The organism is Nostoc sp. 2RC (assembly GCF_014222165.1).
Taxonomy (GTDB): Bacteria; Cyanobacteriota; Cyanobacteriia; order Cyanobacteriales; family Nostocaceae; genus Nostoc; species Nostoc linckia.
The window spans coordinates 1-16,547 of the sequence record NZ_JACKZU010000174.1 but is presented as its reverse complement, the minus strand read 5'-3'; the positions used below and the strand labels follow the sequence as shown (position 1 = coordinate 16,547).

Annotated in this window: 13 protein-coding genes and 1 tRNA gene; 6 read left to right on the top strand and 8 right to left on the bottom strand. The window is 43.1% G+C overall.

Going from position 1 to position 16,547, the window contains the following annotated elements; all coding sequences use genetic code 11:
* Positions 1-312: 312 nt before the first annotated feature.
* Both GNE10_RS35475 and GNE10_RS19515 read left to right on the top strand, forming a co-directional pair.
* Entirely contained in the window at positions 313-513 is a 201-nt protein-coding gene (locus GNE10_RS35475) for a hypothetical protein (protein ID WP_190948538.1), read from the top strand.
* Complete coding sequence (locus GNE10_RS19515; RefSeq protein ID WP_185566585.1) at positions 501-1,529, top strand: PleD family two-component system response regulator; 1,029 nt, start codon at positions 501-503, stop codon at positions 1,527-1,529. Before GNE10_RS35475 ends, GNE10_RS19515 begins: the two co-directional genes overlap by 13 nt.
* A gap of 165 nt (positions 1,530-1,694) precedes the next feature.
* Here the strand turns inward: GNE10_RS19515 and GNE10_RS19510 are convergent, their stop codons facing one another.
* Positions 1,695-2,900, bottom strand: a complete 1,206-nt coding sequence (locus GNE10_RS19510; protein ID WP_185566584.1) for a histidine kinase — start codon at positions 2,898-2,900, stop codon at positions 1,695-1,697.
* A 1,450-nt stretch (positions 2,901-4,350) separates the two neighbouring features.
* On the opposite strand from GNE10_RS19510, the gene GNE10_RS19505 reads away from it, so the two are divergent.
* From GNE10_RS19505 to GNE10_RS19495, 3 genes are all read left to right on the top strand, one after another.
* Positions 4,351-5,754, top strand: a complete 1,404-nt coding sequence (locus tag GNE10_RS19505) for an S-layer homology domain-containing protein (protein WP_185566583.1) — start codon at positions 4,351-4,353, stop codon at positions 5,752-5,754.
* Between the two features lie 64 nt (positions 5,755-5,818).
* Positions 5,819-6,145 (top strand): hypothetical protein, encoded by a 327-nt coding sequence (locus tag GNE10_RS19500; protein ID WP_099069655.1) that lies wholly within the window; start codon positions 5,819-5,821, stop codon positions 6,143-6,145.
* The gene (locus GNE10_RS19495; RefSeq protein ID WP_185566582.1) at positions 6,145-7,188 is read left to right on the top strand and encodes a M42 family metallopeptidase; all 1,044 of its coding nucleotides are present in this window, start codon (positions 6,145-6,147) and stop codon (positions 7,186-7,188) included. Before GNE10_RS19500 ends, GNE10_RS19495 begins: the two co-directional genes overlap by 1 nt.
* A gap of 11 nt (positions 7,189-7,199) precedes the next feature.
* On the opposite strand, the gene GNE10_RS19490 is transcribed toward GNE10_RS19495, so the two are convergent.
* Positions 7,200-7,271, bottom strand: a tRNA-Thr gene (locus GNE10_RS19490).
* Positions 7,272-7,304: 33 nt separating this feature from the next.
* On the opposite strand from GNE10_RS19490, the gene GNE10_RS19485 reads away from it, so the two are divergent.
* Positions 7,305-7,598 (top strand): DUF3493 domain-containing protein, encoded by a 294-nt coding sequence (locus GNE10_RS19485; RefSeq protein WP_099069653.1) that lies wholly within the window; start codon positions 7,305-7,307, stop codon positions 7,596-7,598.
* A gap of 359 nt (positions 7,599-7,957) precedes the next feature.
* Here GNE10_RS19485 and GNE10_RS19480 read toward each other — a convergent pair whose 3' ends face one another.
* The 6 genes from GNE10_RS19480 to nusA all read right to left on the bottom strand — a co-directional run bounded on the left by GNE10_RS19480 (position 7,958) and on the right by nusA (position 16,488).
* Positions 7,958-9,652: a DUF1565 domain-containing protein gene (locus tag GNE10_RS19480; protein ID WP_185566581.1), complete on the bottom strand. Its 1,695-nt coding sequence runs from the start codon at positions 9,650-9,652 to the stop codon at positions 7,958-7,960.
* Between the two features lie 398 nt (positions 9,653-10,050).
* On the bottom strand, positions 10,051-10,248 hold the full coding sequence (locus GNE10_RS19475; protein WP_099069652.1) for a hypothetical protein: 198 nt from the start codon (positions 10,246-10,248) through the stop codon (positions 10,051-10,053).
* Between the two features lie 165 nt (positions 10,249-10,413).
* A complete protein-coding gene (locus tag GNE10_RS19470; protein WP_099069651.1) occupies positions 10,414-11,049 on the bottom strand; it encodes a low-complexity tail membrane protein in 636 nt (211 codons plus the stop codon).
* A 95-nt stretch (positions 11,050-11,144) separates the two neighbouring features.
* The gene (infB, locus tag GNE10_RS19465) at positions 11,145-14,285 is read right to left on the bottom strand and encodes a translation initiation factor IF-2 (protein WP_185566580.1); all 3,141 of its coding nucleotides are present in this window, start codon (positions 14,283-14,285) and stop codon (positions 11,145-11,147) included.
* Positions 14,286-14,770: 485 nt separating this feature from the next.
* Positions 14,771-15,043 (bottom strand): YlxR family protein, encoded by a 273-nt coding sequence (locus GNE10_RS19460; protein ID WP_099069649.1) that lies wholly within the window; start codon positions 15,041-15,043, stop codon positions 14,771-14,773.
* A gap of 149 nt (positions 15,044-15,192) precedes the next feature.
* A complete protein-coding gene (gene nusA / locus GNE10_RS19455; RefSeq protein WP_180267236.1) occupies positions 15,193-16,488 on the bottom strand; it encodes a transcription termination factor NusA in 1,296 nt (431 codons plus the stop codon).
* Between the last annotated feature and the right edge of the window lie 59 nt (positions 16,489-16,547).

The window sequence follows — 16,547 nt, the reverse complement described above, 5'->3', positions numbered from 1 at the left end:
TAATTATACTAAATTGCTAAAATGATTATTAGATAATAAATTCAATTTTTAATTTAAATTAAGTGACATTAATTTTAATCTTACCTATACACTCAGTACTGTTTACTAATTAGTTTGACCTATTTAAGATAACTTTTTAAAAGAATCACAAAATTGAATAATTAAGCTGTGAATTAGATGTGAAATTACAATTCTCAAGAAAATTGTAATTTGACATTAATAATGGGGAAATATAACAGTAACATTTCTTCCCATAATCATAAGGCAATAAAAAAGTGGCTATTGCCTTTGAGTTCCAATTATAGACTGTATATGCAAATTAGTTATCTACCGCTTGCTTGGCTCAATAATATTGAGCAGTCTATTCTCAAAAAACAGTTGATTGTCAGGACAAAGGCACCCTTGCCACATATGCTGGCATCGATGGAAATAGCGATCGCTCCTATGCGATCTGATTACTCAGCCTTTTTCAGGATAGTCTCGCAAGTAGAATGTAACTCATGTCAGGCATAAGCCCATTTTCTCTTTCTAAGCAACCACCACTCATTCTAGTGGCTGATGACGACAAGACCATTCGAGTGTTATTGCGTAAAGCTATGGAGCAAGAAGGTTACCGAGTGGTGGAGGTCAATGATGGTAAGCAATGTTTAGATGCTTACGAGACTATCAAACCGGATATAGTTTTGCTGGATGCTGTAATGCCTGTGATGGATGGTTTTACTTGCTGTAAACAATTGCTTCAGATTGCTAGAAATAATCTGATTTCAGCACTGGCAACTTTCGATACTGATTCTGTGCTTGGTAATACTGTAATTTCCAAGATATGGGAACGAACTCCCATCTTGATGATCACATGCTTAGACGATGAAGAATCTGTAGACCGTGCTTTTGAGGCGGGAGCAACTGATTATGTTACCAAGCCAATTCACTGGCCTGTATTGCGCCAACGACTACGCCGACTACTACAGCAAGCACAAGTATACAAACAACTAGAAGCAGCAAACCAAGCTTTGCAGCACCTCGCCAATGTTGATGGCTTAACTGGGTTACCGAATCGTCGTCGTTTTGACGATTATCTTAATACTCAGTGGATTAATTTAGCACAAGAGGAATCCCCCTTGTCTCTCATTTTATGTGATATTGACTATTTTAAATTTTACAACGATAAATATGGTCATCCTGCTGGCGATGTCTGTTTACAAAAGGTGGGTACTGTCTTAAGCCAAAAAGCACAAAAACATCAAGATTTAGTGGCCCGTTATGGTGGTGAAGAGTTTGCTGTGATTATGCCATATACACATGCCTCTGGTGCAATTCATGTGGCCGCAGGAATGCAAGCAGCAGTCAGAGATTTGCAAATTGTTCATGACGGTTCTGCGGTGAGTCAGCATGTCACCCTAAGTATGGGCGTAGCAACTGTTGTCCCCACTTGGGAATCGTCACCTTTGGATTTGATCGTGCAGGCAGATAAAGCACTTTACCAAGCCAAAGCTAAAGGACGCGATCGCTTTGTATCAAGTAGTCATTAGTCATTGGGCATTGGGCATGGGGCATTGGGCACGAGTAGAGATTAACGGATGAGGGTTCCGGAGGGAGATGGGGCAGAGGGGCAGGAGAGAATAATAACTCCTCTTTCACCAGTCAACTGTCAACTGTCAACATATTTAATGCCCAATGCCCTGTTTGGCTAAGGATCAAGAAGGATAAACCGGTAGTGTGAAGTGGAACCATGCCCCGCTATTGGGGGCAGAGTCTACCCAAATTTGACCGTAATGCGCTCGGATGATGCGTTGGCATAAACACAGGCCGATGCCGTAACCTTCTGTACCTTCATCCCGTTGCAGACGGAAGTGGTTTTCAAAGATGCGATCGCGATTTTCTACAGGAATACCAGGCCCAGTATCGCCAATACTGAACTGAACTTTTTGGGTGGTGCGGTGTAATCCAGCAATGCTAATCTTCCCGCCTTTGGGTGTATATTTGATGGCGTTATCCAAGAGATTTACTAACACTTGTCGGATGCGTTCTGGGTCAGCATATACGCAGGGCAAGTCTTTGGGAATATCTGTGTCTACCTCTTGGGATTTGGCAGTGTAGCGATCGCGCAATTCTTCTAATACATCGAAACAAAGTTTACCTAGCTCTACCTTTTGTGGTAGTATTGGTATTTCTGTGTCTTTTCCACGACCTACTTGCAAAAGATCGGCAATCATGCGGTCAATAATTTTAGTTTGACCGCGAGCTTGCTTTAATAAATGTGCCGTCATCGACGGTTTGAGGCGCTGAAATTCCCCTGTTTCTACATTGTAGTTAGATTGAAGAGTTTCTATGGCGATGGCAGCAGCAGTTAGGGGATTGCGGAGGTCATGTGCCAACATAGCAATCACTCGGTCTTTAAACTGTAACTGTTCCTGAAGGTTTTCTTTTTCCTGTTTTAAGCGAAAAATTTCGTCTGACAGGCGGATAAGTTCAGCAGAAACCGCGACCGAACGAATTGTAGATTTGGCAGAGTTCACCCGACCATTATCGTCTATACGCTCTTGTAAGTCTTCCTGTAATTTTAAGTAGGTGTCTACGGCGGTTTGCCAGCGAGGCCACCAGTTTTTCAATTGCGCTACTATATTGCTCCCAGCTAGAATCTGTTGTGGTTCTGGATGAATTTTGATTAAAGCTGGTGTTGCTACCAATTTAAAGTGTTCTGCTAAGTAAGGTTGTTGACCAACATCGATTATTTGCAGTTCAAAACTATACTCAGCCTGCAACTCTTTTAAGTAAGCACGTATTCGCTGCACTTGCTGTCGGGACTTTGGGCGTCCATCGACAAAAAGTAGCAGCTGGAGTGGGGCCTCAGAATGAATAGGCTGATCCTGGGAAACTTGCATGTAATCGTGTTTCAGCACTGGTAACAACCTGGCGACGCTTTACAAAAAGTAAAATGGACTAATGGTTGTCGATGGTCGTTCGTTTTTCTTCAATTTAATATCTATTTTAGATTTTTCATACTCATATCAGATCTGCATTTTTGACATAAGATACAGCTTTTTGAGCCTTTTGCTTTCTCCAAGGTGACTTTATTTCCAAGAAACACTCAAGTTACTTGAATATAAGCCTTAATTTGCCCTAAATCAAAATTTTTGGCAGAGTCAGCACGTAAAAAGTTTAATACTATGTCAAATTGGCTAGTACAGCATTATGTGAATATGATGAGTCACTTTGAACAAGGAAACACTGAACCAAACGTAGATGCTAATTGTATCTGAATCTATTAGGTATGTGTTAACTATCTAGACAAAGTGTGTAAATCCCGTAAAAACATTTTCCCAATCCCTAATACCCAGTTAGAGAGAGGCATTTCTCCCCAACCAGATTTTTAATTAGTTGGCGACTCCTCACCACGACCTAACGCTATGGATAAGATACCAGCGATCGCACTTTGAAGAGGAAGCACTCACTACTTTTGAGGGTTTTAAGAAACATCGGGAGTGGTAGAGCAGATAGTGTTTGTTTCATAGTGCGGTGTGCCGCCTATGTAGCGCTACCAATAAACTCTGACTAGAGAACAGGTAGTAATCTTGGTCAGGAATCATTGATAGATATGAGGGAAACCACTGCGACATTTGACTAGGAATTTTAGATTTTTGGGCAATGCTGCTTTTTGGCAAGCTACATACCTGACTTTTAGTCAGTGAAATAAATCCAAAATCCTCAGTAGCGTGGTAGTTTCGCAATGTGTTGCCATCAAAAATTCAAAACCAGTTAACTGCTTTACATAAGCCCTAACCTCAAGAACTAAAAACTTACGCTAAGTTCCTGGAATTACTCAACACTGGCATTCTTCGGACATTTCATTATCCAGCTTACCATCGTCAGATGAATAATCTTCAGATATCCATATTTAAGCCAACGTTAGCCAATTTCATTGGTTCCCCTCTTTTGATGAGGCTAAGGGGGGCTTTATTCATAGTTTATCACTTCCGTTGCTTGGCGATCGCACTAAATCAGTGCATTTAGGCGTAGCCTCAAGGTTGTCGTTGCTAGATTGTTCAGTTGCCAAGAGCATTCATCGTGTCGGCTGTTAACTGTCAATTATGGGTTTATTTATGTTTTTTCTCAAAAATGTTACTTTCGCTGAATTTTAGGGAAATCTATAAATAAGCATGGGAATTATCAAAACCTAATGGCTGTAAAACGAAGACAACACGGTAGCTTCTGCTACCGTTTACTAATTTTCTGAGACATCATTAAATAGCGCTGCGCGAGAAACTGGGAAAATTTCTCTCCAATAACCAGTAGCCATTTCATAAACAGTTTGCGCTAGGGTAGGAACTGAAACTCAATTTGTGATTTCCTGTGCTTCCTGCTAAACGTCCAGCTGTATTTCTGAGTTTGGCTGTTTTATTAACTTCCTTAACAGCCTGTGCTAACACTCCAGTGGCCAAAAATCTGGAGGAGTCTTTGGCAGCAGATCCTAAACTGCAAAATAATCCGGTTGTCTTTGGAGAATCTCAGACAAACCAACCACAAGCACAGCCAAACGACTCAACACTCCAGTTACCAGCTGATTTCCCTAAAGACATTCCACTATACTCCAATGCCAAACTACAGGAAGTAACACCTGCTAACGATTCAGAAAACAAAGTCTCAACTCGTTGGTTGAGTTCCGATCCTAGCAACTTGATTGCTAGTTTTTATCGCAGCCAGTTGCAAACAAATAACTGGCAAATTTCGCAACAGCCAACAGATGATGGAGTAGGTGTCTTTGAAGCACGCCGTGATAATTCCCTACTGAAAGTTTCGATTCAGCCTCAATCAGTTACCAACGCTACACCTAATCAACCCCAAACAGCCACTGAATTATTGATTGAGTACGTACCAAATAGTAGTACTGCCACAGCACAACCTACTCCTAGTGCAAATCCTAACAACACTTCTAGTAACAACAACGTTCCTCAAGCCGGAGATTCGCAGTTTATCGGCCCTGTACAACCGGCAAACTCGGCATCACAGCCACCAACCACCACTAATAACCAAACAACTCCCACAGCCACACGCCAACCACAGACATTCAACGATCTCAATAAAGCACCACAAGAATGGCGACAACACATTGAAGATTTAGCTGCTTTGGGTGTTTTGTCCCTAGAACCAAAGACAACTAAGAGTAATTCTGTTACCACAACTAACCAATTTGAACCCGGTAAAATTGTTACACGTCGCGAATACGCTCGTTGGCTAATTACTGCTAATAATGCTATGTATGCCAACAATCCAGCTAAACAAATTCGCTTGGCACCAGAAACTACTCAACCAACTTTTAGTGATGTATCCTCAAAAGACCCTGATTTTCCAGCAATTCAGGGACTAGCTGAGGCCGGGTTAATTCCCAGTCCTTTATCTGGAGATGCTGTTGCTGTTTTGTTTCGTCCTGATGCTCCCTTAACACGGGAGGTGTTACTGCTGTGGAAATTACCCCTAGATACTCGCCAAGGCTTACCCTCTGCTACCTTGGATGCTGTCAAACAAACCTGGGGTTTTCAAGACGTAGCCCGAATTGATTCTAAGGCTTTAAGAGCAGTGTTGGCTGATTTCCAAAATGGAGAACAATCGAATATTCGGCGAGTGTTTGGCTATACGACTTTGTTTCAACCCAAAAAACCAGTAACTCGTGCTGAGGCTGCTACAGCTTTGTGGTACTTCGGAACTCAGGGTGAGGGTGTCTCGGCGGCTGATGCATTGAAATTAAAGCAAAGTTAAAGTTGTTAGGTTTGGTGTGAAATACTTTGGTAGAAGTCGGTAGAAAAAAATATTTTTGTTTTTCATGCAACAGATCCAAGACACCGGCCAGCAGCTAAAATTGATTGTCATAAAGCTAGATATACGTAACCCCATCCACAACAAGTTTCTCATCTGGGACGATTACCACCCAACCACCGTTGCTCATCAGATTATAGCGGACACTGCACTGGCGGCGATTGAGGCTAAGTCTGTTCCGAAACCTCCGACACAGGTGGGGACATTGTTGGCAGTTGGTACTTTCGGTGCAGTAGGAGTACTCAAGCGCCAGCAAAAAAGGTCGGCACTTACGACTGCGGATCTGGTTTCTAGCGCACAATCGTCTCATACAGTTGACAAGAAGTATTATTGATGTGGGATTACGATCGCTTATTTCAAATTATTGCAGAGTTGGTGATGCATCATTCTCCTAGTGGTGCAGAAGCCGAAATTAATCAGTTGTTAATCCAACGATTTACAGCACTTGGTGTAGAAGTTTGGTGCGATCGCGCCGACAACATTATTGCAAAAATCCCTGGGCAAAGTCCAGACCGAGCCATTGCTATTACAGCTCATAAGGATGAAATTGGGGCAATAGTCAAAACTCTCGGTGATGAAGGTCGTGTTGAAGTCCGCAAACTCGGCGGTTCTTTTCCCTGGATTTACGGCGAAGGCGTGGTAGATTTACTGGGAGACAATGAAACCATCAACGGAATTCTCAGCTTTGGTTCTCGGCACGTTTCCCACGAATCTCCGCAAAAAGTCCAGCAGGAAGATACTAGCGTCAAGTGGGAAAATGCTTGGATTGAAACCAAACGCACTACCGCAGAACTAGAAGCCGCTGGAATTCGACCTGGAACGAGAATGGTAATTGGCAAACATCGCAAATTGCCAATTAGATTAAAGGATCACATTGCCAGTTACACTTTAGATAACAAAGCCTCTGTTGCCATTTTGCTAGCTTTAGCTGAAGGCCTAAAACAGCCAGCCGTCGATGTTTATCTGGTGGCTTCAGCAAAAGAAGAAGTAGGAGCAATTGGGGCATTATTTTTTACTCAAAATCAGCCTTTAGATGCCTTGATTGCTTTAGAAATTTGTCCATTATCTGAGGAATATCCTGTTAAAGATGGGGAAATTCCTGTACTTTTATCCCAAGATGCTTATGGAATATATGATGAGGGATTAAATGCACAAATACGCCAATGCGCTAAGCAGTTGGATGTACCAATTCAGTTTACAACTCTAAGTGGATTTGGCAGTGATGCGTCAATTGCCATGAAATTTGGACATGTTGGACGTGCTGCTTGTTTAGCGTTTCCTACTCAAAATACTCACGGTTATGAAATTGCTCATCTAGGAGCGATCGCTCATTGTATTGATTTATTAAAAGCCTTCTGCCAAACTGAATTCAAGTAATACTCGATAAAAGCCGATGATGGGATTTGAACCCACGGCCTGCTGATTACGAATCAGCTGCTCTACCACTGAGCCACATCGGCGTACACAATCGAATAGTATAGCATGATTCACTGATGGTAAATCCAAATCCCAAAAATCGCCTCAACCCCGAACAATATACTCGTCTGAAAGCAGAAATAGCAACTCCTTATCGAGGGTTGCGACAATTTCTTTATATTGCTTTTGGTGCTTCTGGTTTAATTGGGGCGTTCATCTTTTTTTTCCGAGTCCTTGCTGGACGCGATATTGACAGCGCTTTGCCTAACTTAGCTCTGCAAATAGGAATCGTTACCTTGATGGTTTTTCTTTGGCGTTGGGAACAACGCCGACAACAAAACCGTAAATCTGGTAAAAATAATAATTCCTGAATCAATTTAAATTGTTAATTTTTTTATTTGTATTTTTACATATGTTGATATTCTTCAATGTTTTGATAAAAATTAACATATCAGGAAAGAAAAAATAAAGAGATTATTACAAAAGCTCAAAAAGTAAAAATTTCTGAGAGACTGAAAGTCGTTAAAACGGGGTCAGCATATATAAAGACCCTGACTATAAACTCAATCAGGTTGAGATGGGGTCAATTTTTATATTTGAAGACCCCAAATTTTATAAATCGCATCTTAAATTTAATAAAATTTACAATGTTGCAAGGGCGAGACTAATAAATTATTAGTCTGGCCATTGCAATTAATCTATTGGTACATACTCAAAGCTTCAGCACATTTTATTGAACAGTTACCAAATACGATGAAGGAATTGGTTGCGCGCGTCCAGTATTAACGAGTGCTTGGTAAACAAAGGCTGCAACTTCGGCTCTAGTCGCCTGACGATTAGGATTGAGTTGTTTAGCAGTCGGGTAATTAATTACTAGTTGCCGTACAGTGGCAGCAGCAACAGGGGCGATGGCATAGTCAGGAATTTGCGCCGCATCAGTATAAAACGAAATAACACTTTGATTGTTAGCAGTTAAGCCCAAACCATTTGCTAAAGCAACCAAGGCCTGCACTCTTGGAATTTGTTGCTGTGGTTTAAAAGTACCATCAGGATAACCAGAAACAAATTGACTCTGATAAGCAGATTGAATAGCAGCGTAAGCCCAAAAATTGCTTGCTACGTCTTTAAATTGAATAGCTGGGCGCTTGGTTGGCGGTGTCAGAGCTTTAGTGATAATAGTAGCGAATTGAGCGCGGGTTACGGGTTCATTGGGTTTAAAGGTACCATCAGGAAACCCAGCAATAATATTTTGGGAAGCTAAGGCTTCAATGTAGACTTTTGCCCAATAATTTGCTGGCACATCTTTAAAGGCGACAGCTCCTCCAGGAGGTACATCAACAACTGCGGCAACAAAATCTACTGAACCAGCAATTCGTTTTTGATCGATATCGTTGCCAACAGCGAGAATTGTACCAGTTTTAGTAGCATTGTTGACATCATAACGAACATTATTACGAATCAGATTACCACCAGGATTTTCATTGGTGCCAAGGTCAGGTAATGCGCTAACAGTTGCCACAACGCCATCCCGCTTATTGTTTTGAATGACATTCTTACGTAATACGGGTTTAGCTGACTCTGAGATAAAAAGACCGTCTTGGTTTTCAATGATTTGGTTTTCTACAACTAAAGGTGTAGAAGTGCCGCCGATCGCTATACCAAAACCAGTATCTTGAAATAAGTTACTGCGAATTTCTCCTTGAGCAGATTTAGCAATAGAAACTCCGTTGCCTTTATTTTGTACAAAAATGTTACTTTCGATTTTGGGGTTGCCTGTACCAGTGACAAAAACGCCCTCTCTGATGCTGTTAATAAAGGTACTGTTTTTGATGGTGGGATTTGTAGATTCCACCCAAATACCAGTTCCCCGTTGATTTGGGTTGGTAATAGTAACTCCTGTAATGGTGGTATTTTGCTCGGCAAGGATGGTAATATCCTGTCTGGCAAAGGTGCGACTGGTGTAAAAACCTCCACCTGAAATTAATATTCCCTGACCTCTGCTAGCTTCATCACCCTGGAGTGTCACCCCTGGTTTGAGCAAGATGGGAAAGGTTTCTCCACTTTCCTGGGTATAATTTCCCGGTGCAAGTTGAATTGTTGTCCCTGGTTGGGCCTGACTCAGGGCAAAAGTTATGCTTTTGTAAGGTGCGTTGGCTGTAGTACCAGCACCAGCCGTGTCTGCACCAGTTGTAGGATTAACGTAAATTACTGTTGCAGTGGTGGGAACTTGGGCTGTGAGAGTTGGAGCGATATTTTGTGAGTGAGTGGCACCAGCATTTACCTCACCAGATAGTACTATTGAACCACCAGAGACTACTAACAAAGCCGTTAGTCCGGCTGTGATGCGTACAGTGTGTCTCAAATAATTGCGAGAAAGAAAGCGAAAATTTTTTGCTGAAGCAGTCTTAAAACTCTGATGTTTCATTTTTGAGTCTGTGATGTGCTGAATTACGGTATGTATGTCGAACAAGGTTAAAGCTAGCAATCTTGTCAGCTGGCATAAAACCCATGCAAAACTATACCGAATGATTAGCACTGATTCAGCTAAATTCCTGAGATAGATCACAGAACTTATACATAAGTTATATACTTTAATTCAGAAAATTTTACCTAAAACAGTAATTCATCTCACACATCACCCGAAGGAGAGCATGAGATGAATTGCGAAGTTACACCTACCTAACACAAAGGTATAGGTAAATTGTTTTGCATTTAACTTGCACATTGATTCAACTAGGCTGTTCACCGTTGATAGTTGACAGTCAACAGCCACTTTTGTTGGTTATACTTTTTTAGCGCCCATTAACTTAGTTCACTAGATATCTAATAAGCTAAAGTTTCTAAAGTTTCTCGTAAATATCGTTGTACCTGCTGTTCTAAGCGGAGTCCCTGTAATTGAGCATCGCGTTCTAGTTGCCAGCGTTGAAAACCTGAACTATTGGAGATAGCACATTTAAGGCTATACCAAATTTCGCTGTCAGCAGAAAATTGGCGATCGCTATAAGCTGGAATTTGAGCCATAATTCCTCATTCCTCTGTTATTAGTAATTGGGCATGGGGGAGGCAGTGCGGTCTTGGGGTCTCCCCAAGTGGAGCAACTGCCGTCATTGGGTATTGGCTATTAATTTGTCTCCCTCATCCCTGACTCCCCGTGTCTGCTCCTAGCCTCTTCAAAGAAAATAATATTTACTCTGGGGGCTGGTGTGAATCTTTGTTTTGTGAGAGCAAAGATTCAAACAATCGGGGCAACATTTGATTAACCCGCACACCTAAAATTGTAAAATCTTGTTTAATCTTGTCTAAAGATAACGGTTCTATGGCCGCAAATTCTGTGTCATTAGTCACTAAAACTCGCATGACACTAACGGGTATTTGTAAAAATAGATTACTGGCTAAAAAGGCTAAGGCAGCAAGTATTAAACCAAGGCTGCGCCATTGTGGTAAAAATTTAGCCGTATTTGCTACTGATGGGGCAATTTGATATATATGCCACAACGCCCAAATCGACAATACTGCTGTCACTAGGGTTAAGATCCGATTTAACCTTGTATTCGTTAAACAAAGAATTTTGCGCTGCCGTTCAGTCAAGTTTTCTGGTTTTAAGGCTATTCCCAAAAGACCAAATATATAAAAGGGGCGACGCAGCTGCATCCATAGCAGTGGCAAAACACCAATGGCAGCTACTAGAAATAATTCCATCCAGACGGGCAAAAAAGGTTCGCCTACGGATAGGAACAATAAACAGAGTATTGAAAAAATAGGTAATGTCGCTAATCCAGCGATATGAATCCACAAAATTGGTTCAGAGCGAAATGAAGCCATATATTAAATTTATGAGTTAAAAGTTAGGAGTTAGGAGTTAAGAGCTTTTAACTCACAACTCCTAACTCCTACTTCTAACCATTTTACCCCCAGCACTATCTGGTTAAGGTGAGAGTACGGCGCTTAGTAACCATTTGATAGGCTTCGATGATGTCACCTTCAACCCAATCATTGAATTTATCGATGCCGACACCGCATTCATAACCAGCGTTGACTTCGCGGGCATCTTCTTTCATCCGTTTGAGGGAATCAAGCACGCCTTCATAAACCACTTTTCCGCTACGTCGTACCCGTACTTTACAGTTGCGGATTAGTTTGCCAGATTGAACGTAACAACCGGCAACCGCACCACGGCCAACTGGGAAGACGGCACGGACTTCGGTTTGACCCAAGGGTTCTTCCACCAACTCTGGTTCGAGAAGACCTTCCAAAGCATCTTGGATATCTTCCAAGAGTTTGTAGATGACGTTGTATTCCCGGACATCTACACCAGCTTCATCAGCGGCTTGTCTTGCACCACTAGCGAAGGTAGTATTGAAGCCAATAATTACAGCGTTACTAGCAGATGCTAAGTCGATATCTGTTTCGGTAATTTCCCCAGCAGTAGCCAATAACATCCGAATTTGGACTTCGTTTTGGGGGATTTGCTTGAGCGCTCCCACAATGGCTTCCACGGAACCTTGTACGTCTCCCTTCAAGATCAAGTTGAGTTCTTTCAACTCGCCTTCTTGTGCTTGAGCTGAGAGGGTGGTGAGGGTGACGCGTCCTTGTAACAAGCGGGATAGGCGTTGTTTGTCGGCGCGATCGCTTGCTAGGTTTCGGGCTTCTTTTTCGTTCTCGAAGACCTCGAACTCGTCGCCAGCTGCTGGGACATCACTCAAGCCCAATACCTCAACCGCAAAGGATGGGGAGGCAGCTTCGACTCTAGCACCTCTGTCGTTCACCATTGCCCGCACTTTCCCAAAGGCGGAGCCGGCTACAAGCATATCACCTACATGCAATGTGCCATTCTGAATTAACAAAGTAGCAACTGCTCCCTTGGCTTTATCCAGATGTGCTTCAATAACGGTTCCTCTGGCTGCCCGGTCTGGGTTAGCAGATAGTTCTGCTACTTCTGCCACCAACAGGATCATTTCTAAGAGCGTATCCAGGTTTTCGCCTTTGATGGCACTCACCGGTACCATAATTGTGTCGCCGCCCCATTCCTCTGGTGTCAGACCATATTGGGTGAGTTCTTGTTTCACCCGGTCTGGCTGTGCGGCTTCTTTGTCAATTTTGTTGATGGCAACAACAATTGGTACTTCTGCTGCTTGAGCGTGGCTAATGGCTTCAATGGTTTGGGGACGAACGCCGTCATCGGCAGCTACTACTAACACAGCAATATCTGTTACCCGCGCTCCTCGTGCCCGCATGGCTGTAAAAGCTTCGTGACCTGGAGTATCTAGGAAGACTATTTGCTGTGGTTTATCCTCATGCACCACATCCACGTGGTATGCGCCGATGTGTTGGGTAATACCGCCAGCTTCCCCAGCAGCGACTTTGGTTTTACGAATTGAGTCGAGCAGAGTTGTTTTACCGTGGTCTACGTGACCCATAATTGTCACCACAGGCGGACGCCGATGGAGATTTTCTAGGTCTTCGGCGCTGACCATTTCCGTAACCTTCCGAGCTTCTGCTTCTGGTTCGGCGGTTTCAACTTCTATCTCTAGTTCTTTTCCTACCAACGTAATTGTCGGAATATCTAGATTTTGAGTGATACTGACTGCCATACCTTTGAGGAACAGGATTTTTACAATCTCTGTATCGGCAACCACTAGAAGGTCAGCCAATTCTTGGACAGTCATTGGCCCTGTGACCACGACTTTTTCCGGACGTTCGCGTTTGGTTTCGACTTCTTGGCGACGGTTTTGGTCGCGGTTGGAAGTAGATTTTTTAGTTTTTGCTGTTGGTGCGGTGGCCAAAGCTGCCGCTGAGGTTTGTGCTGGTTTGGTCGATTTGGGTTTTGGGGGACGGACAATAGAAAGACTTACTTGGATGGTGGCTGGTGCGTCTAAATCGTCATCATCCAGCAAATCCTCTTCAAATTCGTCATCATCAAGAAGTATTGGCTTGTTTCGTTTGCCTTTAACGCCGGCTTTACCGGCCTTTTCTTTAACTTCATCAATGATTTCTTCTTCTACCCACTTTTTGCCACCTTTGGCTAGTCTAGGTGGAGTTGGGCGCTTCAAATCGAGCAGTTCCGGAGCTATTGGCTCGTCACCCAATACCTCAGTTTTTGCTGCTATTGCTGACAGATGTCTTGGCGGAGTAGCAATTGGCATTGCTGCTGCTACAGCTTCGCCAGAACGTGCAGGCCTGGGTCGTTGCCCGTCTCCTATTGGTGATGGAGCTGATGGTCGATTTCCTCTTGGCTCTGGTTTGCCTGGTGAAGTGGTGGGACGAGGCTGTTTTTGTGGTGCAGCCGACGGGGTCTGGTCTGCTGGCAGCTTAGCGACTTTTGGCTTAATGATTTGATGGTCGCGATCGCCTTCTGCTGTCCGCGGACGTTCCCGTTTGAGAATCGGTTTATCTGTGGGAGTTTGCGGCTCGGATACCTGTGGTTGTTCCGCTGCTGGTCTTGCCGGTGGGGCAACTAATTGCGGTTTTTGAGGCTTTTCCGGTTTCGGTCTGGGTGGAATTACTTTTTCTGGTTTTTGGGCAACTGGTTTTTCCTGTGGCTGATTTGGACTAGGTGCTTGTTCCAAGTTTTTTACAGGAGGTTGCTCTGGGGTCTCAGATTGATTCCGGGGTACGGGTCGAATTGGTGCCGTCGGCTTCATGGGTGAGACTGGTGTAGCGAAAGGCCGTGGAGGTGAGGGAGGATTAGCTTCAGACAAAGCAGCTTGGGTATTGGTAGCAACTGACGCATCTGGGGCGTTGGAGGTAGTATTTCTCAATATTTTCGGTTTGCGTATTTCCAAAATTTGCTGTTTGTGGGGTGCAGCAGGTCGGTTACGTCCGCCGTTTGGTAGTGAATTTGATTTATGGCTGGTTGTACCTGGTTCCTTTTTAGGCGTCACATTTGTTGCTGCGAGTTTTTGTGCAGCAGTACGAATCTGTTCTGCCTCGGATTCTGAGATCGTGCTGCTATGGCTTTTGACCGCGATGTTGAGCTGGTCGCAAATTGCTAATAGCTCTTTGTTATCCAAATTCAATTCCTTTGATAATTCATAGATTCTAACTTTGCCGTTGTTCATCCACTCTTCCCCTTTAATTTACAGTTTTAGCGGATGGCTGCCTGGGAGTGCGACATCTCCATCCTTTGATTACTGTTTTTAGGTTGCCCTTGGTGATTTTGCCGGTGCCTCCAATCAGGAAAGAGAGATGTTTCGGTTTAATGGCATCCCCACCAGGAATGATGGTTGAGAGATGCCCATAAAAATTTTTTAAAGATTTTTATGGTCACCCTTGACGCCGAACTGCGCCTGAGCGCTACCAGGTTGCCATGAAGTTGTAGTTTTTTGTTTTGCTGATTCTGAGTCTTCCACAACACAATCGAGTACATTTTGCTTTGGGAGTGTTACTCCGCTCCTCTTTTAATGGAAGAGCCGAATGCTTTCTACACCCATTTACTATTTTGGCACTAACCCTAGCATTCGACAGAGGATATGAAAAAGGTGCGATTAGTTCGGCTTTTGCATAATTTCTCTGCTGATAACGCTACTAAGTTGTTCCAAATTAGTTAAATTTGTTGATTTTGGCTATTATTGCTGGCTAGACGTTGCGACAAGCTTTGGTACAGTGTTTCTGGCACTGATGCGTGTAGCGATCGCCCTAGTCGATTTTTCTTTTGAGCTGCTTGTAGGCAACTCGCTTGCGGACAAATGTAGGCAGAACGCCCCATGCCTCGATCTAATTGTACCTTTCCAGATGGAAAGACGCGTACAATCCGCCAAAACTCTTCTTTTAAACCTAGTTTGCGGCAGCTAATACAGCGCCGATAATTTGGTTTCATCAGTTTTGTTAGGATCTCAGTTCAGCATTTTGGGTGTAGAAAGAAGGTCGCTATTACTATTTTTTACTTATACCAACTCGTTTTGCTGCAAAAAATCTTTGAGATTGAGACTTAAATCAACAGTAACAAAATTTAACAAGATTGATAAGTTATTCCTCATCCTCAGCATCAAAAGTATCATTATCTAATTCTTCTTCTAATTCGTCTTGATTTTCGGTGTCTAATTCTTCAAAATCAACATCATCCTCTTCTTGCTCTGCTTGATATTTAGCTCTAGAAGCTATAAATTTAGCATCTTCTCCGGCATGGTCGTACTTAGCTTTGTCTTTTATATCAATTTTCCACCCTGTCAAACGCGCTGCTAAACGGACATTTTGTCCTTCTTTGCCGATGGCCAAACTCAGTTGGTCTTCAGCCACTAGCACGTGAGTTTGCCGAGTTTCTGGATCCATAAGGCGGACTTCATCCACTCGTGCTGGACTGAGGGCATTGGCAATATATGTTGCTGGGTCTGGCGACCAACGAATTACATCTATTTTTTCACCCCGTAATTCGTTGACTACCACTTGAATTCGCGAACCCCTAGCTCCGATACATGCACCCACTGGGTCTACATCGCGATCGAGAGTATCTACGGCTATTTTAGTCCTGGGGCCTACATAACGGGAAGGGGGGTTTGCCTCCCTTGCTACGGCAACAATCCGTACCACTTCGTCTTCGATTTCTGGGACTTCATTAGCAAATAGATAAACTACTAAACCAGCATCGGCTCTTGATACTAGTAACTGCGGCCCTCGTTGCTGACCTTGGGAAACTTTTTTGAGATATACCTTAAAGGTGGCGTTTGCTCGATAATTATCGTTTGGTAGCTGTTCGCGTTTGGGTAATTCTGCTTCTACTTCTGGCTGACCAAAGCCACTGCTAACTGCCAAAATTACCGATTGACGTTCAAACCGTAAAACTCTTGCTTGCAAAACAGTTCCTTCTAAATCTTGGAACTCTTCTTGCACCATTTGACGCTGCTGATCCCGGAGTTTTTGCGCTAGTACTTGCTTGGTTTGCATAGCAGCCATGCGCCCAAATTCTCCTTGATCTGGTGTCACATCCAGCACCACAGAGTCGCCTAACTGTGCTTCTGGAGCTACTAGTTGAACTTCATCTAGAGAAATTTGATGGTCTGTATTACTGAGTTTTTCTTTTTCAACAATAATTTTAGTAGAAAGAACGCGAAATCCTTCTTCTTCTATATCCAGTTCTACTTCAAAATTATCAAAATAATCTTCGTCAAACTGTTTGCGTTCTAGATTTTGGGCGCGACGATAACGTTCGTAACCCTTAAGTAGCGCTTCTCTAATAGCTGATTGAACTGCAAGACGAGGTAAATTGCGCTCCCGACTAATACTTTCAATTAGTTCTTTTAATCCAGGTAAAGTAACCATTGACATAAGCAATCTCCTGTAAAAATTAGGGACTGGGGATTGGGGATTAGGGAATGGGGCATGGA